Source organism: Streptomyces sp. RLB3-17 (assembly GCF_007113425.2).
GTDB lineage: Bacteria > Actinomycetota > Actinomycetes > Streptomycetales > Streptomycetaceae > Streptomyces > Streptomyces mirabilis_D.
Genome location: NZ_CP041610.2, coordinates 9855580 through 9878136, shown reverse-complemented (window position 1 = coordinate 9878136; position 22557 = coordinate 9855580). Strand labels below are relative to the sequence as shown.

Genomic DNA, 22557 nt, shown 5'->3' with positions numbered 1-22557 from the left:
CTGCTACCAGGTGTGGGTGGTCGTGGCGGCGGTCGAGACGGTGAACAGCTCCCCCACCGCGCGCACTTCGAACCCCCCGGACGACTCGCCCTGCTCGGCGGTGAGACCGCCGACGTAGAACGCGCTCTGGCAGGTGCCGCCGAGGAAGCGGCGCGTGCCGTCGGGGAGCGTCCGGTACAGCTCGTAATGGCGTACTTCGCCGGGGGCGCCCTGCCAGGCGAACCGCAGGTTGCCGCCGTCGGCGCCGGTGACGCGCAGGTCGGTGGGTGCGGCGGGGGTGAGCACGGCATCGCGGACCGCGAGCCCGCCCAGGCGCCAGCGCACCGGACCACTGCTCGCGGTCAGCCGCACGCCCAGCGCGTGCGCGGTCCCGCTCAGTCCGGTCAGCGGCACGGTGGCGGTCTCCCAGCCGTCGCCCGAGGACGTGAGCGGGAAGTACGTGTACGGGGGCGCCCCGCCCGCCGCGCCCGGCTCGGCGGTGGCGACGGCCAGCTCCACGGCCGCGGCGCCCGCGTCCGTGCGGTAGGTGAGCTCGACCACCGTGTCCGCGGTGAGCGGCAGCCTCGTCGCGTACAGGTCCAGCGTGGTGGGCGCGTCGAGGGCGCCGGCGACGAGCAGGCTGCTTCCGCCCCGCCAGGCGTCCGCGAAGTCGAAGGTGACGGCGGGGCGCTGTCCGTCCGTCCGCACGACCCAGCGGCGGGAGGGCAGCCGGTCCTGGAGGCCGAGGTGGTTCCAGGCCGGGTCCGAGGTGACCTCGCCGTCCTCGTACCACTTCAGCCCGTGGCCGGTGTTGAAGACGGTCGCGAACGGGAGCGAGGCGACCGTCGAGCGGTCGGCGACGGAGACGGCCGGGGCGCGCCAGCTCGCGCTCGTGTTGGGCTTGGAGGGGTCGAGGGAGGAGCCGGTCCAGAACAGGTCGTCGGCGGCGTGGAAGTCGCCGGGGGTCCGGCTCGCGGGCAGGTGGTTGCGGGTCCACTCGGGCCGGTAGAAGCCGAGCGAGGTGACATGGGCCTTGGCGCTCGGCACGATGGCGTCCCAATTGACGGACGCGCCGGTCCCGTTGGCCTCGACGTCGACGCCCGCCCACAACTCGTAAGGACTGCGCCCGAGTTGCTGGGCCGTCGTCGCGGAGGAGGCCAGGCTGCTCTGCGACCAGCGGAAGTCGACGAACATGGAGTCGGCGGCCTGGAAGAACGTCTTGTTCTGGTTGTTCAGGGCGCCCTGCCAGCTCACCGAGCCGCTCACGGTCATCGCGTCGTACCAGGTGACACGCTGCCCCTGAGCCGTCCCGAGCGACTTCAGTTCGTTCATGAAGCCGAGCATGGCGGTGGCGAGCGCGGTGTTCCCGCCGCTGGTCTCCGCGTTGATGAACCAGCCGTCGAAGCCGTACGCCGCCGCCACCGCGACGAGCTGCGCGGCGAGCGGGTAGTGCCCGGTGGAGTCCTTCTGCACCAGGTCGCGGGTCCACTGGAGCTGTCCGCCGTAGGCGACGGGCGGCAGGAAGACATTGCCGAGGACGGGCACACCGTGCCGGTGGGCCGCGTCGACGATCGGGGCGTTCGGCGCGAGGATCAGGCCCTCGCCCGCCGAGCCGCCCCAGAAGACGAGTTCGTCCAGGTACGCCCAGTGGGTGAGGGCGTAGTAGTCGGCGGTGGCGGCGCCCTGCGCGGGGTTGCTCGACGTCGGGCCGAAGGAGACGAGGGACTGGATACGGGCCTGGCCGCTACGGGCGGTCGTGTTGGCCGGCGTCGGTGTGAAGCGGGCGGCGAGCGGCACGGTCGACGCGTTGAACGCCAGGTCGGCGTCGGTGGCGGCGCTCCATGCCTTGAGACTGCGCCAGGTGATCCCGGTGCCGGGGGTGCCCGAGGGCAGCGAGTCGGGGTACCAGTAGGAGGCGTACGGCGGCGCCGCGGTCGCGGCGGCCTCGGTCGCCGCGACCGCGGGCAGACCGGGCAGGGCGGGCAGCAGCGCGGCGGCGGCGCCGGCGAGCAGGACGGTGCGTCTGGTGGGGTTCACGAGCGGGTTTCTCCTTGTGGGATGGGGAGTACCTGATCGGGACTGACGACTTCGGTGATGCCGCGCGCGGCGAGGTGTTCCTTGTCGTCCGCGCGCGCGTCGAGGACGGTGGTGGGGCGGGCGCCGTCGGCCGTGAGCCGGAAGAACGCCTCGAAGACGGGGCCGCCCGGGGCGCACAGCGAGCGGACGGCGGGGTCGGCGGGGACGATCAGCGCCGTGGACCGGGGGGCGGGCGTGTGGTGGTGCTCGCGGGCGGCGCGGGCCAGCGTCCGCGCGCTGTCCTTGGGACGCCGGTCGTTGGTCAACAGGCCGAGCCCGTATTCGAGTTCGGGGAAGTCGGCGAGGTCGCGGGAGACGTCGTGGGAGCACCACCAGGTGATGCCCCACAGGTCGGGGCAGTCCAGCGCCGCCGCGACGGTGGCCTCGGTGAAGGCCGCGGCGTGCTCGGGCGGGATCAGGGGGGCGGGTGCGCCGACCTCCTGGAGCCAGACGGGCCGGTGCGGGTCGTCGGCCCAGGCCTTGCTCAGCTCGATCAGATACGCGGCGTGGTGTTCGGTCGGCACGGAGGTACGGCCGTGTCGCTGGGCGGTGCCGTTGAAGACCCAGGAGTGTACGGCCGTGACGGCGCCGCGGCGGGCGGCCTGGCCCGGGGTGAACGGCATGTCGTCCTGGTACCAGGTGGCGTCGTACTCGGCGTGCAGATGCAGCCTGCCGGGGGCGCCCTCCTCGCAGGCGGCGAGCATCCGCTCCAGCCAGTCGTCGATCTGGGCGCTGCTCGCCCGGTCGGGGTCCGGATGGGGCGGGCCCGCCGAGAACTGGTTGACCTCGTTGCCGAGCGTCATGCCGATGAAGTGCGGGCGGTCGGCGAGGGCCGCGGCGAGCGTACGCAGATAGACCGCCTGGCCGTCGAGGACCTCCGGGTCGGTGAACAGGTTGCGCCGGTGCCAGGTCCGCGTCCACGCGGGCAGGAAGTCGAAGCTCGACAGATGCCCCTGCAGACCGTCCACGTTGACGTCGAGCCCCCGCTCTCCGGCCGCGTCGACGAGCTGGAGCAGCTGCTCGACGGCGCGCGGGCGGATCAGCGCGCGGTTGGGCTGGAAGTAGGGCCACAGCGGGAAGACCCGGATGTGGTCGAGGCCCAGCGCGGCGATGGAGTCGAGGTCGGCGCGTACGGAGTCGAGGTCGAAGTCGAGCCAGTGGTGGAACCACCCTTCGCTGGGCGTGTAGTTGACGCCGAAGCGCACGGCAGAAGGCATGCGGGATCCTTGCGAAGCGAATCGGGACAGCGGGAGGTCAGCCCTTGACGGCGCCCTCCCCCACCCCGCGGAAGAAGTACCGCTGCAGGCAGGCGAAGAGGGCGATGAGCGGCGCCACGGCGATGACCGTGCCCGCGGCGACGAGCCGTTCGTCGTTGGCGAAGGTGCCGTGCAGATAGTTGAGGCCGATGGTGAGGGTGAACTTCGAGGGGTCGCTGAGCACGATGAGCGGCCACAGGAAGTCGTCCCAGGCGCCCATGAAGGCGAAGATCGCGACGACGGCGAGCGTGCCCTTCACCGAGGGCAGCGCGATCCGCAGGAACCGCTGCCAGGTGTTCGCGCCGTCCACGAAGGCCGCCTCCTCGATCTCGTACGGCAGGTTCAGGAAGGCGTTGCGCATCAGCAGGACGTTCATCGCGCCGATGCAGCCGGGCAGGACGACCCCGATGAGCGTGTTGTTCAGGCCGAGCTCACGCATGGTGGTGAACTGGGCGATGATGATGCCCTCGACGGGGACCAGCATCGCGAGGATGAACACGAGGGTCGCCACGCGCCTGCCCCGGTAGCGCAGACGGGCCAGGGCATAGCCCGCGAGGGCCGAGCCGACGCAGTTGGTGACGACGTTGGCGCCCGCGACCTTCAGGGAATTGAAGGCGTAGTCCCAGACGGGGATGGTGTCGGCCACCCGCTTGTAGTTGTGCAGCGTGGGATCGCCCGGCAGGAACTTCGGCGGTGAGCTGAAGATGTCCTCGGTCGGTCCCTTGAGCGAGGTGGACAGCTGCCACAGGAACGGGCCGACGGTCAGGGCGAGGACGGCGAGCAGCAGCAGGTAGCGCAGGGCGAGTTCCCAGCCGCGGACACGGCGGCCGTGCTCGTCGGTGATACGGCGGCGACGGGGCCCGCGCTCGGCCGGCGGACGCCGCTCGACGTCGCGCTCCTTCTCCAGCACGCTCACGCGTCCTCCTTCCCGCACGCTCACGCGTCCTCCGTCCGGCGCGCTCACGCGTCCTCCTTGCGGTCGGCGCGCAGCACGAGGAGCATCAGCGCGACGGTGACGACGAAGACGACGACCGAGATGGCGGAGGCGTAGCCGACCCGGCCGGTCAGTCCGGTGCCGGTGCGCTGGACGAGCATGACGAGGGTGGTGTCCTCGCCCGCCGGGCCGCCGTCGGGGCCCGCCATCAGGTACACCTCGGAGAACACCTTGAAGGCGGCGACCGAGGAGAGCGCGGCGACCAGCACCATGGTGGAGCGGACGGCGGGCACGGTGACCGTGAGGAAGCGCCGGACCGCGCCCGCGCCGTCGACCGAAGCGGCCTCGTGCAGCTCGCGTGGCACATTGGCGAGCGCGGCCAGATAGATGATCATGTAGTAGCCGAGGCCCTTCCAGACCGTGACGGCCATGGCGCTCAGCAGGAGCAGCCACTGGTCGCTGAGGAAGCCGACCCTGCCGACGCCGATCGACTCCAACAGCGAGTTCACCAGGCCGCGTTCGTCCAGGAGCCACACCCAGATCAGGCCGACCACGACGATGGACGCGACCACCGGGGTGTAGAAGGCCGACCGGAAGAAGGTGATGCCGGGGATGTTCTTCTGGACCAGCAGGGCGAGCAGCAACGGCAGCAGGACGAGCGCGGGGACGACCCCGAGGACGTACAGCGTGCTGTTGCGCAGCCCGATCCAGAACATGTCGTCGTGCAGCAGCTCGCGGAAGTTGGCGAGGCCAACGAACGTGCCCGGGATCAGGGTGCGGCGGTCGGTGAAGGCGTTGACCACGGTCGAGACGAACGGATAGAGGATGAACACGCCCACGACCAGGAGGCCGGGAGCGGCGAACAGCCAGGGGCTGGTCGGCAGTTGGCGCCGTACCCGGGCGGTGCTGGACGAACTCGCCATGGCCCCGCTCAGCCCTGCTGCTTGAGCAGCGTGTCGCAGGCCTTGACAGCGTTGTCAAGAGCCGTCTTGGGGCTCTCCTTGCCCTGCAGGGCCTTCGCGACCTCGTTGCGCAGCGCGGTCTTCATCTGCTCGCTGAAGAGGACCGGCGTGTAGTTGACCGCGTTCTTCAGGGACTTGGCGGCGGCGATCCGCACGCGGGTCTCGTCGGTGCCATCCTCCTTGGTGAAGTACGGGTCGTCGAGCGAGCCCGCGGTGCTCGGGAAGATCGCGACCTTCTTGGCGAAGGACATCTGGTTCTGCGCGTCGGTGACGAAGTGCGCGAAGGCGACCGAGGCGGGAGTGTGCTTGGTGCGCGAGTTGACCATCACGCCCATCACGTACATGTTCACCTTGCCGGTGCTGGTGATCTGGTCCGTGATGCCGATGTTCTTGTAGAGGTTCGGGGCCTGCTTCTTGAAGTTGCCGAGGTCCAGGGCGCTGCCGGGGTTCATGGCGACGGCCTCGGTGAGGAACTTCTTGCCCGAGGACTCCGGGGTCGCGGTCAGCGCCTGCGGGTCGAGCGCCTTCGCGTCGTACAACTCCTTGTACTTGGTGAGGAGTTCGACTCCCTTGGCGTCGTTGAAGGCGAAGGCGGTGCCTTCCTTGTTCATCAGCTCGACGCCGTAGCGGCCGAAGTCCTCGATGGTGGGCACGTTGGCGAGTGTGGCGACCTTGCCGTCGCTCTTCTTCGCCAGTTGCAGGGCGTCGGCGAAGAGTTCGTCGTACGTCGTCGGCGGCTTGGAGGCGTCGAGGCCGGCCTCCTTGAACAGGGACTTGTTGTAGAAGAGCGGGCCGGTGTTGAGGTACCAGGGGAAGGCGTACGTTCCGGTCATGCCCGGTATCTGGTGGCTGGCCCAGGCGCCGTCCAGGTACTCCTTCTTGTACTGCGCGGCGGACTTGTCGAGGTCGAGCGCGAGGCCCGCTTTGACGAGCGGGGCGACGAGGTCCGGCGAGACGTTGACGACGTCGGGCAGGGTGCCGCCGGCCGCGTCCGCGCTGATCTTGTCGGCGTAGCCCTCGGCGGGCTGGTCGACCCACTTCACATGGGTGCCGGGGTACTTCTTCTCGAAGTCGGCGATCACGCCCTCGAAGTACGGCTTGAAGTTGGCCCTCAGGTTCCAGGTCTGGAAGGTGATGTCGCCCTCGACCTTGCCGGAGGCGTCCGTCGAGCCACTGCCGTCACTCCCGGAGCCGCAGGCACTCAGCGGCAGGAGAACGGCGACGGTGGCAGCGGCGGCGAGAGCTCTGCGGGAGATGCGCACGGATGGGGCTCCTCTTGCAGCAGGGGTAACGGTGCCGGGGCAGACCTTGCAGCCAACTCGCCGGGCAAGTCAATGGATTTGGCTCAGCTAAATTCATTAGTGCCACAACATGGCTGGTCACAGACGTTCACCCAGCCTCTTGCAATCGATCACTAATGCGCTTTAGATTGCCTCAGCTCAAGCGCATTAGTACACCAGCTCAGCAGAACGGGGAACAGGGTTGCCAGCCAAGCGGTCACCCGCGCGCCGACCGACGATGAAGGACATCGCACAGCGCGCCGGAGTCTCCGAGAGCGCGGTCTCCTTCGCGCTCAACGACCGGCCCGGAGTCTCCGAGATCACCCGCGACCGGGTCCGTCGCGTGGCCGAACAGCTGGGTTGGCGGCCGAGTACGGCGGCGCGCCAGCTGTCCGGCGAGGGCGCGGCGACGGTGGGTCTCGTGGTGGCCCGTCCCGCCGACACCCTGGGCGTGGACTCGTTCTTCCTGCAGCTGATCTCCGGCATCCAGGAGGTGCTGGCCGAGCGTCATCTCGGCCTGCTCTTCCAGGTGGTGGAGGACGTGGCCGACGAGTGCGCGGTCTATCGGCGCTGGTGGGCCGAGCACCGCGTGGACGGCGTCATGGTCGTCGACCCGCGGACCGACGATCCGCGTCCGGACCTCCTGGAGGAGCTGGGTCTGCCCGCCGTGGTGATCGGCGGCGTACCGGACGCGGGGCACCCGGGGATCTCCACCGTCTGGGCGGACGACGCGGGCGCGATGGCCGCGGTGGTGGACGAGCTGTACGCGCTCGGCCACCGCCGGATCGTGCACATCGCGGGGCTGCCGGGGCTCGCCCACACCGAGCGCCGGATCCGCACCCTGCGCGCGGAGGCCGAGCGGCGGGGTCTGACGGAGGTGCGCTCGGTCCCGACGGACTACTCGGACGCGGAGGGCGCCGCCGTCACCCGCCGCGTCCTGGAGAGCGGCACCCCGCCGACCGCGCTGGTCTACGACAACGACGTGATGGCCGTCGCCGGCGTCGCCGCCGCCACGGAACTGGGCTTCCTGGTGCCGGGCGACGTCTCGGTCGTCGCCTGGGAGGACTCGCCCCTGTGCCGCATGGTCAAACCCTGGCTGTCCGCCCTCTCCCGCGACACCGTCCAGTTCGGCCGCACGGCCGCCCAGGAACTCACCGCACTACTGGACGGCGGTCCGGCCCGGACGGTGCAGGTACCGGTGCCGCGGCTGATCGAACGGGAGAGTACGGGGCCCCGCGGGGCTTGAGAGGGTGAGGGGCGGACGCGCAGCCGAAGACGCCGAGGAGAGGACCCGGAGCCGGAGACGCTGAGGGGTGGACGCCGTGCGGGGCGTCCACCCCCCGTACGCGTCAGATCCGTGAGCGATGCAGGGCGAACTCCGCGATCCGCGCGGTCCGCCGCGACCGCGTCACCCGAAGGCGCCAGCGCCGGGCCCGTACCGGCGCGGAGAGCAGCAGGATCCGGCTCGCTCCGATCGTGCCCGCCCCGGCCACCCGGCTCCAGGCGCCGGCTCCGTACGCCTCGACCACGAAGCTCTCCACCTGCTGGCCGTGCCGGATGTCCTCGGCGAGCCGGATCCGGTCCACCTCGTGTTCCGTACCGAGGTCGACGGTGAAGACCCCTGGGGAGGAGCGGACCACGGCGCCACGCCCCAGGTCCTCCGGCAGCTCCCGGTCCACGCGTTCGCGGAACTCGCGCAGCCGCACCACGTCGGCGGCCGGCAGCAAGCCCTGCGTGTCGGGTGGGATGTTGAGCAGCAGCACCGAGTTGCGGCCGACCGAGCGGAAGTAGATGTCGGTCAACTCGTCCACGCTCTTGGGCTGCTGGTCGGCGTGGTAGAACCAGCCGTCGCGGATGGACACATCGCACTCGGCCGGCCACCACTGCAGGTAGTCGGCCACCGGCCGGGCCGCCACGAGCGCCGCTCGGCTGCCCTCGTCGGGTGCGTCGTAGGCGAGCGCGTAGTCCGTGCGGCCGTTGTCCTTCCGCGTGACCGGTACGACGCTCCACTCGTCCTCGCGGGCGAGCCCGCCCTCGTTGCCGACCCAGCGCACATCGGGCCCGGACACGGCGATCGAGGCGTCGGGGGCGAGGGCCCGGACCAGCGCGTACCAGCTGTCCCAGTCGTACTTCTCCACCTTGTCGGGCGGAATGCGGCCCTGTGCTCCGTCGAACCACACCTCGTCGACGGGTCCGTACTCGGTGAGCACTTCGTAGAGCTGGTTGAGCATATGGGCGCCGTAGTCGGTGGCGTCCAGCGTGAACGTCCTCGGGTTCGTACGGTCGTCGCCGTCGACGAGCGTCGGGATGGTGCGCTCCGTGCGCGCGCTGCCGTTGGCGTAGACGCCGTGCAGGTACTGGTTCTCGTCGGCCGGTGAGATGTAGACGCCGACCTTGATCCCGTGGCGGCGCATCGAGTCGGCGAAGGAGCGCAGCACGTCGCCCCGCCCGCCGCGCCAACTGCTCGACGCCACCGAGTGGTCGGTGTAGCGCGACGGGTGGAGGACGAACCCGTCGTGGTGCTTGACAGTGAGGATGGCGAGCTCGAAGCCGCCGTCGCGCAGGGCGCGGGCCCACTGGTCGGTGTCGAGCCCGACGGGCTGGAAGACGTCCGGGTCCTCGTCACCGGTCCCCCACTCCAGGCCGGTGAAGGTGTTCACGCCGAAGTGCAGGAAGGCGGTGCGTCCGAGGTTCTGCCAGGCGATCTGCCGTGCGGTGGGCCGGACCTGGGAGGCCTTGCGGACCAGGTCGTCCTCGGTGTCGGAGGGGCTGACGGGGATGCGGGAGGGAGCTTCGCCGGGGGCCGCGAGGGCGACGGATGTGCCGGTGGACGCGACGAGGGCGGTGGATGCCAGGACGAAGAGGCGTCTGGAGATGGCCATGGGGTGGGGTCTCCTCACATCAGTGGGTGGTCAACTGCCAGACGGTCGGCGGTTCTTGGTCCGGTGGGTACTGGAGGAGCCGCCCTTCGTCCGTCACGAGCACCGCCATCCGTGTGATCGCGTTGACGAGCCGGTGTCCGCCGCCGCGCACCGGCTCCAGCTCCCAGCGCTGCAAGGTGTCCGCGGCGACGCACGGTGCTTCGGTCACCTCGACACCGGGGTCCAGGGGCACGTTCAGCGTGAGCTTTCCGCCGCTCACCTCCAGACAGCCGCCGCTCGTCGTGGACCGCAGGGTCACATAGCCGTCCGCGGTCCGCCGGACCTGGAGATCGGCGGTCGCGGCCCCGCCGCGGAAGGTGTACGTCCCCTCGGGCACCGGCACGCGGGTCAGGTCCCGCCACCCGGGCGCGTGCCCCACGGCCGCACCGCGCGCGGTGAACTCGGCGTACGTCGGGTCGGGGTGCGCCGAGCCCCAGGTGACCTGGGCGATGTGCCGCAGGGCCGGGTCCATGGCGGTGGCGACCTCGTTCTCGGTCTCCCCGCGCCCGTTGTCCGGCCAGAGGCTGATCTTCGCCCCGGTGACGCCCGCGCGTGAGGCGAGCTTCTCGCCCTCGAAACTGCGCGGGTCCCAGCTCTGGTCGTACAGCGCCTTCGTGTCGGTGTGGAAGCCGCCGCGGACGAGGTAGAGGGAGTAGGCGGCGTTCATCAACGGATAGCCCTGCGCGATGAGTTGACTGGGCTTGGTTGTCACGTTCAGCCAGTGCTCGACCGTCGTACCGGCCGTGACGGGCACCGTGTTGGCGCCGGTGAGACCGTCGTTCCAGATGCGCAGCTTCTTGCCCTTGGCCGCCGCGTAGGCCTGGACACGGTTGACGAAGTCGATGAACGCGTCCTGCGGGGTGGCGTTCGCGCCGTACCTGGCCCGTGCGTAGGCGAGGATCTGCGGGTACTTGGCGAAGTCGGAGCCGAGCATGTACTCGTCGGCGCCCATGTGCCAGGACCCGGACGTGAACACCTGCGCGTACTCGTCGATCAGGCTCGTGTAGTACGTGAAGGCCGCGTCCTGTGTGATGTCGAGCCGGGCGGGCTGCTTCACACCGTCGGCGTCGGTGAGCTGGAGGTCCGGGCGGTTCTGGATCCAGGGGTCCATGTGCCCGGGCGAGTTGATCTCCGGGACGATCTCGACGTGGTACTTCTCGCCGAGGGCCACGAGCCGGCGTATCTCGTCCTTGGTGTAGTAGCCCCAGGCGTTGGCCTCGGGGTGGGCGTCGCTCTTCACCTTCAGTTCGAGCAGCAGCTGGTTGAGCTTGTGATACGCCATGTCGCGTACCAGGTTCTCCAGCCAGGCCGTGGAGATGTGGACGTAGCAGGCGCAGACGCCGACACCGCGTTCCTTGTACTGGGGCACGTCGACCGTGCTCCCGGCGGGCACGCGGTCGCTCTGGGCGAGGAGTTGGAGGAGGGTGCGGGTGCCGTAGAAGGCACCGGTCTCGGCGGCCGCGGTCACCAACAGGCTCTTGCCCGCGCGCAGTTCGTAGCCCTCCGCGCCGAGCCGCGACGCGGAGGGGTCGACGCCGATCACGATGTCACCCGTGTGCGCGCCCTGCCGTACTACGGGAACGGTGCCGTGGCCCGCCGCGCGCAGATCGTCGGCGAGAGTGTCCGCGACCCGGCGCGCCGCGGGGTCTGGCGCGACGATGCGCGATCCGGGGCCGATGGAGTAACTGCCACGTTCCGGTGTCCAGTTGGAGAGGGCGGGGACCGTGACGGGAGGCACCGCGGCCGTCCCCGCCCGCACCGTTCGCGCCAGCGCCGGGGCCGGCGTCGCGAGCGTCAGCAGCAGCGCCACCACGCATCCGACGACCCTCCGCGTCCACCGGCTCCGTACGGACCGTGCGGCGCGTTGGTCAGCCATGCCATTCCACCTTGAACACCCACACGTACTGCCCCGCCTTGCGGGCCGCTTCCGGCACGTCGACGACCAGCGACCCGCCGCTCACCGTCCAGGTCAGCGGCCGGTCATGACCGAGCATCGTCACCTTGTCCCCACCGCGGATCGGCACCGGTGCCTCGACGGTCAGTGTGGCGCCGGGCTCGGTCAGCGAGTGGATGTAGAACGCCTCGTTCTGCCGGACCGTGAACCGCAGGTCCTCGCCGAGCTGCGCCATCCGCGACCAGTACGTGGTGTCGTAGATCGCCTCGCCGTTGGTCCTGAGCCAGCGGCCGGTCTCGCGCAGCCGGGTCTGCATGATGTCCGGGATGGTGCCGTCCGCGCGGGGGCCGATGTCCAGCAGGAAGTTGCCGTTCTTCGACACGATGTCGACCAGGCTGTGGACGACCTCCTCGGCGGTCATGTAGGCGGCGTCGGGCGTCGCCTTGTTGTAGCCGTAGCTGAAGGGGTCGAGTCCCCGGCTCGACTCCCACTTCGCGACGACCGTGTTCTCGTACGTCGTGTACTCGGGCGTGGTGAAGTCGTGGAAGCCGATGCCCGAGCGGTTGTTGACGGTCACCTCGTACGGCTTGGGTCTGTTCTTGCCGTGGTTGAAGTACTCGGCGAGGACGTGGAGGCTGTCGTTCGCGCCGCCGATGTCGCACCAGATGAGCGACGGGTCGTAGCCGTGGATCAGTTCCAGCATCTGCGGGGCCTGATAGTCCTTCACGAAGTCCTTGCCCGCGGTGTATCCGGTGTACGGGAGTGGCTCCAGGGTGTACGGGTTGCGCGGGGCGTGGCCCATCCACGGGTTGTCGGGGTTGAACCACTCGGGCATGGAGAAGTACAGGCCGCGGTGCAACTCGGGCGTGAACTTCTTCGAGGCGTCGAAGAGTTCACGGATCAGATCGCGCTTCGGGCCCATCTTCACGGCGTTGCGGTCGGAGACCTTGGTGTCCCACAGGGCGAAGCCCTCGTGGTGCTTGGAGGTGAGCACGTGGTACTGGGCTCCCGCGTCACGGAAGAGCTCCACCCAGGCCCGGGGGTCGAACCTCTCCGCCGTGAACATCGGGATGAAGTCGTCATAGGCGAAGTTCTCGCCGTAGGTGTCCCGGTGGTAGGCGTACACCGCGTTGTCCGGGCTCTGCAGGTGGTTCCAGTACCACTCGGCGTACTGCTTGCCGACCGGAGACCAGGCGGGCACCGAGTAGACGCCCCAGTGGATGAAGATGCCGAACTTGGCGCGGTGGAACCAGTACGGGGCCTGGTGCCCGGCGAGAGAGCTCTCGGTGGGCTGGTAGTCGGGCACGCCGAGGGTCAGCTCGCGCCCGGCGGAGGTCACCTGCTGCCCGCGTCCGGTGACGGTCACCTTTCCGGGCCGCGCGGTGCCCGGTGCCGTGCCCACGCGGTTGCGGATGCCGACCCGGACGCGCGCCTGCTCGCCGGGGTCGAGGCGGACGACGTGCGCGGGCTCGACGGTGCGGGCGCCCGGCACGTCGACGCCGACCGACACCCGGTCGCCGGCGAGGACGGCGACCGTGCCCGCGTTGACGACCGTGGCCTCCACGCTCTGCGCGCCGCTCGACTCCAGCAGGGAGAAGGTGGAGTGCGCGTCCCGCAGGGCCAACGCCCGGCCCTGCGCGGCCGGTTGGAGGGAGAGGGCGAAGAGGTGGAGGGAGGCCTTGCCGGCCTCGGCGGGGTTGGTGGTCGGCAGGGTGAGGGCGACCGCCTCGCGCTGGGGGTCGATCCAGACCTCGGCCGTGCCGATCCCCACGCCGTGCTCGTCCTTTGTGCCGTCCGGCCGGTAGCGGTACGGGGCCGACAGCGACCCGCCGGTCGCGTACCAGTCCGCGCCGCCGAGCCCGGCGGTGGTCGTCGAGCCGTCGGCGTAGTGCACGGTGGCCCGGCCCGAGGCGTCACCGTAGCTGCCCGCGGTGAGGAAGTGGGCCGAGAGATAGCGTCCGCTCGGCAGGTCGATGCGCTGGCCGAGGGCCACCACGTTGTTCCGGGCGCCCGCGGCGGCGGAGGGGAAGACGAACGCGATGCCGTCCACCTCGACGGGGCCCGCCGGGAGCTCCTCGCCGGGGAACGTGTACCCCGAGCCGTCGAAGCTGCCGCCGGGGGCGGTCGCCGTGTCGATGCCGTCGTTGTCGGTGTACGCGTCGAGCGGCACGGGGATCTGGTCGGGGACGGGAACCCACTGGCCGTGCTGCTCGACCGCCGGTCGCGCTTCGGCCGTGGCCGCGAGGGGAAGAGTGGCCGCGACGGCCACTCCGGCCGCGGCGCCCAGAACCTGACGTCTTGGATACGTGCTCATAGCGGCTCCAATTCATCGGATGTTTGATGATTGAGGCGCCACCAGATCCTGTCAATGGGGCGGGTAGGTGCGAAAGTTGAGCAAGTGATCGGATGATCTGCGACTCTGCGGAGATACCGGACAAGCGTGAGCGCGAAAGTCCAAGAAGACCGATCCGAATGTCCAAGGGCGACGGCTCTCGACGCGGCACCCCGCCGCCGGGCACAGTGCTCCTCGTACTCGCCAGTAATCCCCTGTCCCCGAGGAGCACCCGTGACCAGCTGGGTCGGCCGGACCGCCACCGAGATCGCCGCAGCCGTACGCGAGAAGCGGGCCACGCCCCACGAGGTGGTGGCCGACCACCTCGCGCGGATCGACCGGCTCGACGCGCGCGTGGGTGCCTTCCGTGTCGTACGGTCCGAGGCGGCCCTCGCGGAGGCCGACGAGCTGGCCGGCCGCGCGGACCTGGCCGAACTCCCCCTCGCGGGGGTGCCCGTGGCCGTCAAGGACAACCTCGCGGTGCGCGGCGAGGCGAACCGCAACGGCTCCGCCGCGACCGCGGACACCCCCGCCGATCACGACCATCCGACGGTGGCGCGGCTGCGCGCGGCGGGCGCCGTGGTCGTGGGCCTCACCAACGTGCCCGAGCTCTGTGTCTTCGGCACCTCCGAGGGTGTGCACGGCACGGCCCGCAACCCCTGGGACACCTCACGCACGGCGGGCGGCTCCTCGGGCGGCAGCGCGGCCGCGGTCGCCGCCGGGATGGTGCCGATCGCGCTGGGCAACGACGGGATGGGTTCACTGCGCATCCCGGCCGCCAACTGCGGCATCCTCGGCCTCAAGCCGGGGCATGACACGATCCCGGCGGGCATCGGTCACGGCGACTGGTTCGGCATGTCGGAGAACGGGCCGCTCGCCACCACGGTCGAGGACGCCCGTTTGATGTTCGCGGTCCTGTCGGACACCGAGGCGATACGCCCCTCGGGGAACCTCGTCCGCAAGGTGGCCGTCTCCGTGCGCAGTCCACTGATCGGCGTGGGTGTCGGACGCCCTTACGCGAACGCGGCCCGGGAGGCCGGGGAGTTGCTGGCCGGGGCGGGCCACGAGGTGCGGCCCGCCGACCCGCCGTACCCCTACTGGCTGGGCACCGCCGCGCTGATGCACTGGACGGCGGGCACCGCGGTCGACGCCGAGGACCTCGACCCGCGCCGGCTGGCCCGGCGGACTCGGGTGCACGCCACCGTGGGGCGCCGCTTCGTGGCCGGGGTACGCACGGGTGAGCGCCGCGAGCAGCTGCGCGGGCGCCTGGAGCCGTTCTTCGCGGAGCACGACGTGCTGCTCACCCCGGCACTGGCCCGGCGGGGGCCGGCCGCCGCACCGTGGCACAAGCGGGGCTGGCTGCGCAATGTGCTGGTCAACACCAACTACTCGCCCCTGACACCGCCGTGGAACCTCACCGGGTGGCCCGCGATGGCGGTGCCGTTCGGGACCCTGCCGAGCGGGGCCCCGGCGGCCGTACAGCTGGTCGGACGCCCCGGATCCGAGCTCGAACTCCTGGAGCTGGCAAGCCAGTTGGAGGAACTGCGGCCGTGGCGGCGAACGGCGCCACTGGACTGAGCGGCGCAGTCCTTAGGAGCGCGGGGGCTTCACAGCGCCTTGTACATGATGTGCAGTCCCACCCACCCGTGCCGGGGGTGCTCGTAGGCGTCCGGCACGGTGCCGAGGACCGTGAAGCCGAGCGCGGTCCACAGCTTGACGGCCGGATTGGTCTCCACGACGGCGTTGAAGACCATGCCCCGATAGCCGTCGGCCTTCGCCGCGGCGAGGATGTGCTCGGCGAGCGCGCGCCCGATGCCGAGCCCGGCGCGGTCGGGGTCGACCATGAATCCGGCGCCCGCGACGCGGGCGGCGGGGCCGCCGTAGTTGGGGGTGACGTAGGCCGAGCCGACGACCGCTCCGGTGGCGTCCTCGGCGACGTACACACGCTTGCCCGGTGCCATCCACAGGGCCCGGGCCGCCTCCTCCGAGGTGCCCGGGTCCCAGGTGTAGGTCTCACCCGCGGCGACGATCCGGTGCCAGAAAGGCCAGATCCGCGGCCAGTCGTCGGCCGCGGCTTCTCTGATCAGCATGGACGTGAGTCTGGCACGCCCATGCCGTCAGCGTTCGCGATGACTCCCGCCGCGAGCGGTCAGTCCACGCTGGGCAGGATGTGGGGCTCGGCGAGGTCGTCCTCGTACCCCGCCAGGCGGATCGGGGCGGACCTGGCCCACACGTCGAGGCTGCCGAGCTTCTTCTCGGGCCGGCCTCCACGCTCCGTGCGTTCCTTGGGGCGCTGATCGCGATTCGTCTTCTCCGGTGTCACCGCGCACTCCTTATGTGTCGGGTCACCCTCGGGACGTACAGGGCCAGTCTGCTTCCGGTCGCCTGACATCCCCTCGGGTCTGAGTCGAAGGCAGTTAAGGACGCGGTGGCGCCGGTAACTCGTGTGAGAGCAGTCCGTGGTGACCGGCTGTCCCGGGACGGACCGTGGGTGTGGGTGGAACCCCTGCAGGCTGTCCGTCCGGTACAGGGTAACCAAATGAGCGGGCGCCCGCTCGATGGGGCTGAAAACACGAGGTAACCGTCTTGGGTCGATCAGCGTCCATCGGCCCTCGATCTGGGCCTATTTGATGATGTATCCCCCTCGCATCTCACCCGTTCGGCGTAGCGCCACACCTCCCGTGACCAGGGCGGGAAGGCTCAACCCGGGGCCCGGACAGGGGTGATGGGCCGACCCGCGGAGCCTTGACCCCCCTTTGAGACGGCCCTCCGAAGTCTTTGCGGAACCTTGAACCGGCGTGACCCGCCCGGCCACCACACGGCATCTGATACCCCTAGGGGGTATAGTCCCGTATGAATCGGGGAAGCCGGACGGGAAAGAGCGAGGCCGATGCACGCGATCCTGCACGCACTGTCCATCACCGGGTCGATGACCTGGGAGATCACCTGGGCGCTCATCCTGGGATTCGGCCTCTCCGCCGTCGTCCAGGCCGTGGTGCGTCGCGCGACGATCGTGCGGATACTCGGTGACGACCGGCCGCGGACCCTCACGCTGGCGGCGGGGCTCGGCGCGGCTTCCTCGTCCTGTTCGTACGCGGCCGTCGCGCTGGCGCGCTCGCTGTTCCGCAAGGGCGCGAACTTCACCGCGGCGATGGCGTTCGAGATCGCCTCCACCAATCTGGTCGTCGAACTCGGCGTGATCCTCGCCCTGTTGATGGGCTGGCAGTTCACGGTCGCCGAGTTCGTCGGCGGCCCGATCATGATCGTGGCACTGGCCGTGCTCTTCCGGATCTTTCTGCGCGAACGACTGTTGCGCGAGGCCCGGGAGCAGGCGGAGCGCGGGCTCGCCGGGTCGATGGAAGGGCATGCCGCGATGGACATGTCGATCCGGACGGAGGGCTCGTTCGCGCGGCGGCTGCTCTCGCGTGAGGGCTACACCTCTGTCGCACACGTATTCGTCATGGAGTGGGCGGCGATCCTGCGCGACCTGGTGATCGGTCTGCTGATCGCGGGCGCGATCGCGGCCTGGGTGCCCGACGCGTTCTGGCAGTCCCTCTTCCTGGACGGCCATCCGCTCGCCGCGAAGCTGATCGGCCCTCTGGTCGGCCCGCTCGTGGCGATCGCCTCGTTCGTCTGCTCCATCGGCAACGTGCCGCTGGCCGTCGTGCTGTGGAAGGGCGGGATCAGCTTCGGCGGTGTGGTCGCGTTCATCTTCGCCGACCTGCTGATCCTGCCGATCCTGAACATCTACCGGAAGTACTACGGACTCCGGATGACCGGCTTCCTCCTGGTCACCTTCTACGCCGCCATGGTGCTCGCCGGATACGTCGTGGAGTTCCTCTTCGGCGGCCTCGGGCTCATCCCCGACCAGGCCGACGCGACGATCCCCATGGAGGGCGTCTCCTGGAACTACACGACCTGGCTCAACATCGCCTTCCTGCTGCTGGCGGCGGCCCTGGTGTGGCGGTTCCTGCGCACGGGCGGCCCGGCGATGCTGCGGATGATGGGCGGGGCACCGGAGCCGGACGGCCACGGGCACGGGACTGCCGGGGCGGAAGGACACCACCACGGCGCACCTGCGCCGGAAGGCCACGGGCACGGGACTCCGGGGGCCGAAGGCCACGGGCACCACTGAACACGGCGCGCAGTTCAGGTCCCGTTGGCCGATTCGCAAGGCAGCCATGATCTGCTGGCGTCCGGAAACGGCTTTTTCCCGCGGGAGGACTCGGGAGGACTGACGCATGGAGCTGCGCAGCGTCGAGGAGCTGATGGATCTGCTGCACGCCTGCCGGGGCGCCCGGGACACCCCGGGCCGCTGTGGCGGCCGAGTGGATCTGCACGACCACGCCCTACAGACCGCCGCGCTCCTGCGCCGAAGTCGTCCCGCGGACAAGGAACTACAGGTGGCGGGCCTGGTCCACGCCGTGGGGCAACTGCTGCGGCCCGGCGACACGGCCGGACACGCCGACCTCGCGGCGGACCTGGTCCGGCCGCTGCTCGGCCAGCGGGTCTCCCGGCTCGTCGGTCTGCACGCCGGCGGATGGGCCGACGACGCGGACGCCGACGACGTGCTGAGCCTGCGCCACGCGGACGAGTCGGGCAGGGTCCCCGGTCTCGACGCCGGGGTCCTGGAGGACTGGCGCACGGTGCTGGAGCTGGTGGCGGCGCAGCACTCGCGGCTCGGGGCTGTTGACTGACGGTCCGTCATGAGACGGTACGCGGATGACGACGCCGTACGGGCTTGAGGGCAGGAGCGCCATCGTCACCGGGGCCTCGCGCGGGATCGGTCTCGCCGTCGCCGAGGAGCTCTCCCGGGCGGGGGCGCGGGTGTGTGTGACGGCCCGGGACCCGGACGCGGTGGGCCGGGCCGCCGAACGGCTCGGCGGCGTCGGACTCGCGGGCTCGGTGGCCGATCCGGCGCATCTGCGGGAGCTGACCGAGCTGGCGCTGCGGGAGTTCGGGCGCATCGACGTCGTGGTGAACAACGCCGCGACCAACCAGCCGTACGGCCCGCTCATGGACGCCGATCCGGACCGCTGGCGGGAGGCCTTCACGGTCAACGTGGAGGCCCCGCTGCGGTTGGTGCAGTGTGCCTGGCGGGCCTGGATGGGCGAGCACGGCGGCGCGGTCGTGAACGTGTGCACGGAGGGCGCCGGGCATGTGGGGCCGAACGTGGGGGCGTACGGCACCAGCAAGGCGGCCCTCCTCCACCTCACCCAGCAGCTCGCAGGCGAACTCGCCCCGAAGGTGCGGGTGAACTCCGTCTCCCCGGGACTCGTCCGCACCGAGATGGCCCGGTTCGTCTGGGAGAACGCCGAGGACGAGCTCGGCGCGGGGCTCCCGCTGGGCCGGATCGGCCGGCCCGAGGACATCGCGCGGGCGGTGGTCTGGCTGGCCTCGGACGCGGCCGGGTGGATCACGGGCGCCGATCTGCTGGTCGACGGAGGGACCCGGGTCCGGTCCGCGCACTCCCCCGCCGACACCGTCCACGAACGCCTGCGGACGCGCGCGCCCGACGCATAGCGGCCGTGTCGGCTCCCACCGGCTCCCACCGGCTCCGACCAGCTCGGGCCCGGCTCCCGCCCGACCTCCGCGGGTCTCCGCGGGTCTCCGCAGGTCTCCGCAGGTCTCCGCAGGTCTCCGCGGGTCTCCGCAGGACAAAGCCTGACAGCGCGCGTTCAATGGTGACCATGGGTGTGCGGCGACGGGCGGGACACCACCGATGCGCGGCGCTGATCGCAGCCGCCGCGACCTCCCTGCTCGGCGCGGGCCACACCCCTTCCGCCGTCGCGGCGGCCCCGCCTCCCCAGCCGCCCCCGCAGCTCACCCAGGCCAAGGTGGACGATGCCGTCGGCAAGCTCGACGACATCGTGCGGGACGCCATGAAGAGGACCGGCGTCCCCGGCGTCGCCGTGGCCGTCGTCCACAAGGGCCGCGTGGTCCATCTCAAGGGCTTCGGCGAGCGTCGGGTCGGACGGTCCGGGGCCGTCGACCCGGACACCGTCTTCCAGCTCGCGTCCTTGTCCAAGCCGCTGGCCTCGACCGTCGTCGCGGGGGTCGTCGGCGGCAGGACGCTCGCCTGGGACGACCCCGTCGCGGCGCATCTGCCCGGCTTCGCCCTCAAGGACCCCTGGGTCACGACGCACGTCACATACGCCGACCTCTTCTCCCACCGCAGCGGACTGCCCGACCACTCCGGTGACCTCCTCGAAGACCTCGGCTACGACCGGACCTACATCCTGGACCACCTGAAGTACGAGCCGCTCGGCCCGTTCCGCGCCAGTTACGCCTACACCAACTACGGGGTCACCGCCGCGGCCCAGGCGGTCGCGAACGCGAAGGACACGTCCTGGGACAAGCTCTCCCAGGACACGCTGTACGGCCCCGCAGGCATGAAGAACACCAGTTCCCGCTTCTCCGACTACGACCGGGCCAAGGACAAGGCCGTCACCCATGTGAAGAACGCGGACGGCACCTGGCAGCCGAAGTACGTCCGGGACGCCGACGCCCAGTCGCCCGCGGGCGGCGCGAGCTCCACGGCCCGTGACATGGCCACCTGGATGCGACTGCAACTCGCGAACGGGAAGCTGGACGGCAGGCAGATCATCCCCGCCGCCCCGCTGGAGCGCACCCACCTGCCCGAGATCGTCGCCCAGCCCCCGCAGGCCCCGGCCGGCCGCGCGGGCTTCTACGGCCTCGGCTGGAACGTCGGCTACGACGACCAGGGCCGGCTGCGCCTCAGCCACTCCGGCGCCTTCGAACTCGGCGCCAACACCAATGTGACGATGCTGCCCGGCGAACAGCTCGGCATCACCGTCCTGACCAACGGGGCGCCGGTGGGCCTGGCCGACTCGGTCGCGCTGAACTTCTTCGACATCGCCCAGCACGGGAAGCCCACGACGGACTGGCTGCCCCTGGTCGACCGGGTCTACCGGCAGCAGGAGCAGCAGGGCCGCTCCCCCACCGACTACGCCAGACCGCCGCGGAACGGGGCCGTGGCCCGCGCCGCCGACAGGTACACGGGCACCTACGACAACGCCTACTACGGTCCGCTGACCGTCACGGCCGCGAACGGCGAGCTCAGCATGAGCCTGGGCCCGAAGCACACCACCTTCCGGCTCACCCACTACGACGGCGACACCTTCGCCTTCCGGACCGTCGGCGAGAACGCGACCGGGCTCTCGGGGGTGACCTTCGAGGTCGGTCCGGGTTCACCGGGGTCCGGCGGCTCGAAGGCGTCGCGGGTGACCGTCGAGGCCCGGGACCACGACGGCCTGGGCACCTTCACCCGTCGCTGAGGACGCGGTCACCACTTGCCGGGCGCGTAGTCCTTCATGAAGACGCCGTACAGGTCCTCGCCCTGCTCACCGCGCACGATCGGGTCGTACACCCGGGCCGCGCCGTCGATCAGGTCGAGCGGGGCGTGGAAGCCCGCGTCGGCGAGACGCATCTTGTCGGGGTGCGGGCGCTCGTCGGTGATCCAGCCGGTGTCGACGGCGGTCATCAGGATGCGGTCCTTCTCGAACATCTCCTGGGCGCTGGTGCGCGTGAGCATGTTCAGGGCGGCCTTGGCCATGTTGGTGTGCGGGTGGCCCGCGCCCTTGTAGCCGCGGTTGAAGACGCCCTCCATGGCGGAGACGTTCACGATGTACGTGCGGTCGGCCCCGGAGGCCGCCATCGCCGCGCGCAAGCGGCTGATCAGGATGAAGGGGGCCGTCGAGTTGCAGAGCTGCACCTCGAGGAGCTCGACCGGCGTGACCTCCTCGACCGACTGGATCCAGCTGTTGGTGTCGTGCAGGTCGGGCACGAGGCCGCCCGCGTCGATGGCCGTACCGGCCGCGATCCGCTCCAGGGAGGCCGAGCCGGACACCAGGGCCAGGTCGGTGACGTCCTGCGCGGTCAGCGCGCCGCCCCCGGCGACCGGGAGCGCGGCGACCGCGCCGGAGCCGAAGGTGCCGATGACCTCGGCGGGCGGCAGCTCACCGGCGGGCAGCGGGCCGGACTCGGCGGCGAGGAGCTCGCTGTAGGCGCCCGGGGAACGGCGAACGGTCTGGGCCGCGTTGTTGATCAGGATGTCCAGCGGGCCCTCGGCGGCGACCGAGTCGGCCAGGGCCACGACCTGCGCCGGGTCGCGCAGGTCGATGCCGACGATCTTCAGGCGGCCGATCCACTCGTCGCTGTCGGGCATCGCCTTGAAGCGCCGGATCGCGTCGTTCGGGAAGCGCGTGGTGATGGTGGTGTGCGCGCCGTCGCGCAGCAGCCGCAGCGCGATGTACATGCCGATCTTGGCGCGGCCGCCGGTGAGCAGCGCGCGCTTGCCGGTGAGGTCGGCGCGGGCGTCGCGGCGGGCGCGGTTCTCGGCGGCGCAGTCCTGGCAGAGCTGGTGGTAGAAGTAGTCGACCTCGACGTACCGCTTCTTGCAGATGTAGCAGGAGCGCGGGCGCTGGAGTATCCCCGCGATCTCGCCGGCGTCGGTGACGGACGAGGGCAGGATGCCCTCGGTCTCGTCGTCGATGCGCTGGGCGGAACCGGTCGCGGTGGACTCGGTGACGGCCTTGTCGTGGGCGGTCTTGGCTGCCCTGCGCTCCTGGCGGCGGCGCTGCTTGACCGTCCGGTAGACGCCCGCGGTGGCGCGGCGCACGGCGATGGCGTCCGGGTGGTCGACCTCGATCTTGTCGAGCTCGTCGAGCACGCTGAGGCAGACGGCCAGCCGCTCCGGATCGATGCCCGGCCCGTAGGAGACCGCCTCCCCGTCCACGGCGGAAGCCGCCCGGTCGTCCTCAGCCGTGTCCACGGCGAGAGCCGCCTGGCCGTCCTCTGTCACCGTCATCGCGTGTGCCGTTCCTCGGGTCTCGCGCCGCGCTCGAACCGCGCTCGCTTTCGAAGGCGGAATTTTACGGAGCAAGGGGGCAAGGCGCCAAAC

General features: G+C 70.7%; 17 protein-coding genes. 6 read left to right on the top strand and 11 right to left on the bottom strand.

Features of this window, described 5'->3' with window-relative positions; all coding sequences use genetic code 11:
• Positions 1-3 precede the first annotated feature (3 nt).
• The 5 genes from FNV62_RS44385 to FNV62_RS44365 are packed head-to-tail and all read right to left on the bottom strand — an operon-like array spanning position 4 to position 6469.
• Positions 4-2016, bottom strand: a complete 2013-nt coding sequence (locus tag FNV62_RS44385) for an endo-beta-N-acetylglucosaminidase (protein ID WP_144316131.1) — start codon at positions 2014-2016, stop codon at positions 4-6.
• Positions 2013-3272 (bottom strand): glycoside hydrolase 5 family protein, encoded by a 1260-nt coding sequence (locus FNV62_RS44380; protein ID WP_143603913.1) that lies wholly within the window; start codon positions 3270-3272, stop codon positions 2013-2015. The genes FNV62_RS44385 and FNV62_RS44380 overlap by 4 nt, the downstream gene beginning before the upstream one ends.
• Positions 3273-3309: 37 nt before the next feature.
• Positions 3310-4227 carry a carbohydrate ABC transporter permease gene (locus FNV62_RS44375; RefSeq protein WP_375336808.1) on the bottom strand — a complete coding sequence of 306 codons (918 nt, stop codon included), beginning with the start codon at positions 4225-4227 and terminating at the stop codon, positions 3310-3312.
• Between the two features lie 44 nt (positions 4228-4271).
• Positions 4272-5168 carry a carbohydrate ABC transporter permease gene (locus FNV62_RS44370; RefSeq protein ID WP_054234950.1) on the bottom strand — a complete coding sequence of 299 codons (897 nt, stop codon included), beginning with the start codon at positions 5166-5168 and terminating at the stop codon, positions 4272-4274.
• 8 nt (positions 5169-5176) lie between these two features.
• The gene (locus FNV62_RS44365) at positions 5177-6469 is read right to left on the bottom strand and encodes an ABC transporter substrate-binding protein (protein ID WP_097287416.1); all 1293 of its coding nucleotides are present in this window, start codon (positions 6467-6469) and stop codon (positions 5177-5179) included.
• Positions 6470-6689: 220 nt separating this feature from the next.
• Between FNV62_RS44365 and FNV62_RS44360 the strand changes: the two genes are divergently transcribed.
• Positions 6690-7733: a LacI family DNA-binding transcriptional regulator gene (locus FNV62_RS44360; RefSeq protein WP_054234952.1), complete on the top strand. Its 1044-nt coding sequence runs from the start codon at positions 6690-6692 to the stop codon at positions 7731-7733.
• A 103-nt stretch (positions 7734-7836) separates the two neighbouring features.
• On the opposite strand, the gene FNV62_RS44355 is transcribed toward FNV62_RS44360, so the two are convergent.
• The 3 genes from FNV62_RS44355 to FNV62_RS44345 are packed head-to-tail and all read right to left on the bottom strand — an operon-like array spanning position 7837 to position 13616.
• The gene (locus FNV62_RS44355) at positions 7837-9369 is read right to left on the bottom strand and encodes an alpha-L-fucosidase (RefSeq protein ID WP_097287415.1); all 1533 of its coding nucleotides are present in this window, start codon (positions 9367-9369) and stop codon (positions 7837-7839) included.
• Between the two features lie 19 nt (positions 9370-9388).
• The gene (locus FNV62_RS44350) at positions 9389-11284 is read right to left on the bottom strand and encodes a family 20 glycosylhydrolase (protein ID WP_144316130.1); all 1896 of its coding nucleotides are present in this window, start codon (positions 11282-11284) and stop codon (positions 9389-9391) included.
• A complete protein-coding gene (locus FNV62_RS44345) occupies positions 11277-13616 on the bottom strand; it encodes an alpha-L-fucosidase (RefSeq protein ID WP_054234955.1) in 2340 nt (779 codons plus the stop codon). The genes FNV62_RS44350 and FNV62_RS44345 overlap by 8 nt, the downstream gene beginning before the upstream one ends.
• Before the next feature lie 252 nt (positions 13617-13868).
• Between FNV62_RS44345 and FNV62_RS44340 the strand changes: the two genes are divergently transcribed.
• Positions 13869-15212 (top strand): amidase, encoded by a 1344-nt coding sequence (locus FNV62_RS44340; protein ID WP_144316129.1) that lies wholly within the window; start codon positions 13869-13871, stop codon positions 15210-15212.
• A 29-nt stretch (positions 15213-15241) separates the two neighbouring features.
• Here FNV62_RS44340 and FNV62_RS44335 read toward each other — a convergent pair whose 3' ends face one another.
• Both FNV62_RS44335 and FNV62_RS54795 read right to left on the bottom strand, forming a co-directional pair.
• Entirely contained in the window at positions 15242-15724 is a 483-nt protein-coding gene (locus FNV62_RS44335) for a GNAT family N-acetyltransferase (protein ID WP_054234957.1), read from the bottom strand.
• A gap of 59 nt (positions 15725-15783) precedes the next feature.
• Positions 15784-15957, bottom strand: coding sequence for a hypothetical protein (locus FNV62_RS54795; protein WP_165853954.1), 174 nt, complete (start codon positions 15955-15957; stop codon positions 15784-15786).
• A 567-nt stretch (positions 15958-16524) separates the two neighbouring features.
• Here FNV62_RS54795 and FNV62_RS44330 point away from each other — a divergent pair.
• The 4 genes from FNV62_RS44330 to FNV62_RS44315 all read left to right on the top strand — a co-directional run bounded on the left by FNV62_RS44330 (position 16525) and on the right by FNV62_RS44315 (position 20932).
• Entirely contained in the window at positions 16525-17769 is a 1245-nt protein-coding gene (locus tag FNV62_RS44330) for a permease (protein ID WP_143629293.1), read from the top strand.
• Between the two features lie 106 nt (positions 17770-17875).
• Complete coding sequence (locus FNV62_RS44325; RefSeq protein ID WP_143629291.1) at positions 17876-18331, top strand: hypothetical protein; 456 nt, start codon at positions 17876-17878, stop codon at positions 18329-18331.
• A gap of 25 nt (positions 18332-18356) precedes the next feature.
• Entirely contained in the window at positions 18357-19157 is an 801-nt protein-coding gene (locus FNV62_RS44320; RefSeq protein WP_143603906.1) for an SDR family oxidoreductase, read from the top strand.
• A 167-nt stretch (positions 19158-19324) separates the two neighbouring features.
• Positions 19325-20932, top strand: coding sequence for a serine hydrolase (locus FNV62_RS44315; RefSeq protein ID WP_413083900.1), 1608 nt, complete (start codon positions 19325-19327; stop codon positions 20930-20932).
• A gap of 8 nt (positions 20933-20940) precedes the next feature.
• Here the strand turns inward: FNV62_RS44315 and FNV62_RS44310 are convergent, their stop codons facing one another.
• Positions 20941-22464 carry an SDR family NAD(P)-dependent oxidoreductase gene (locus FNV62_RS44310; protein WP_211179149.1) on the bottom strand — a complete coding sequence of 508 codons (1524 nt, stop codon included), beginning with the start codon at positions 22462-22464 and terminating at the stop codon, positions 20941-20943.
• Positions 22465-22557: the final 93 nt, after the last annotated feature.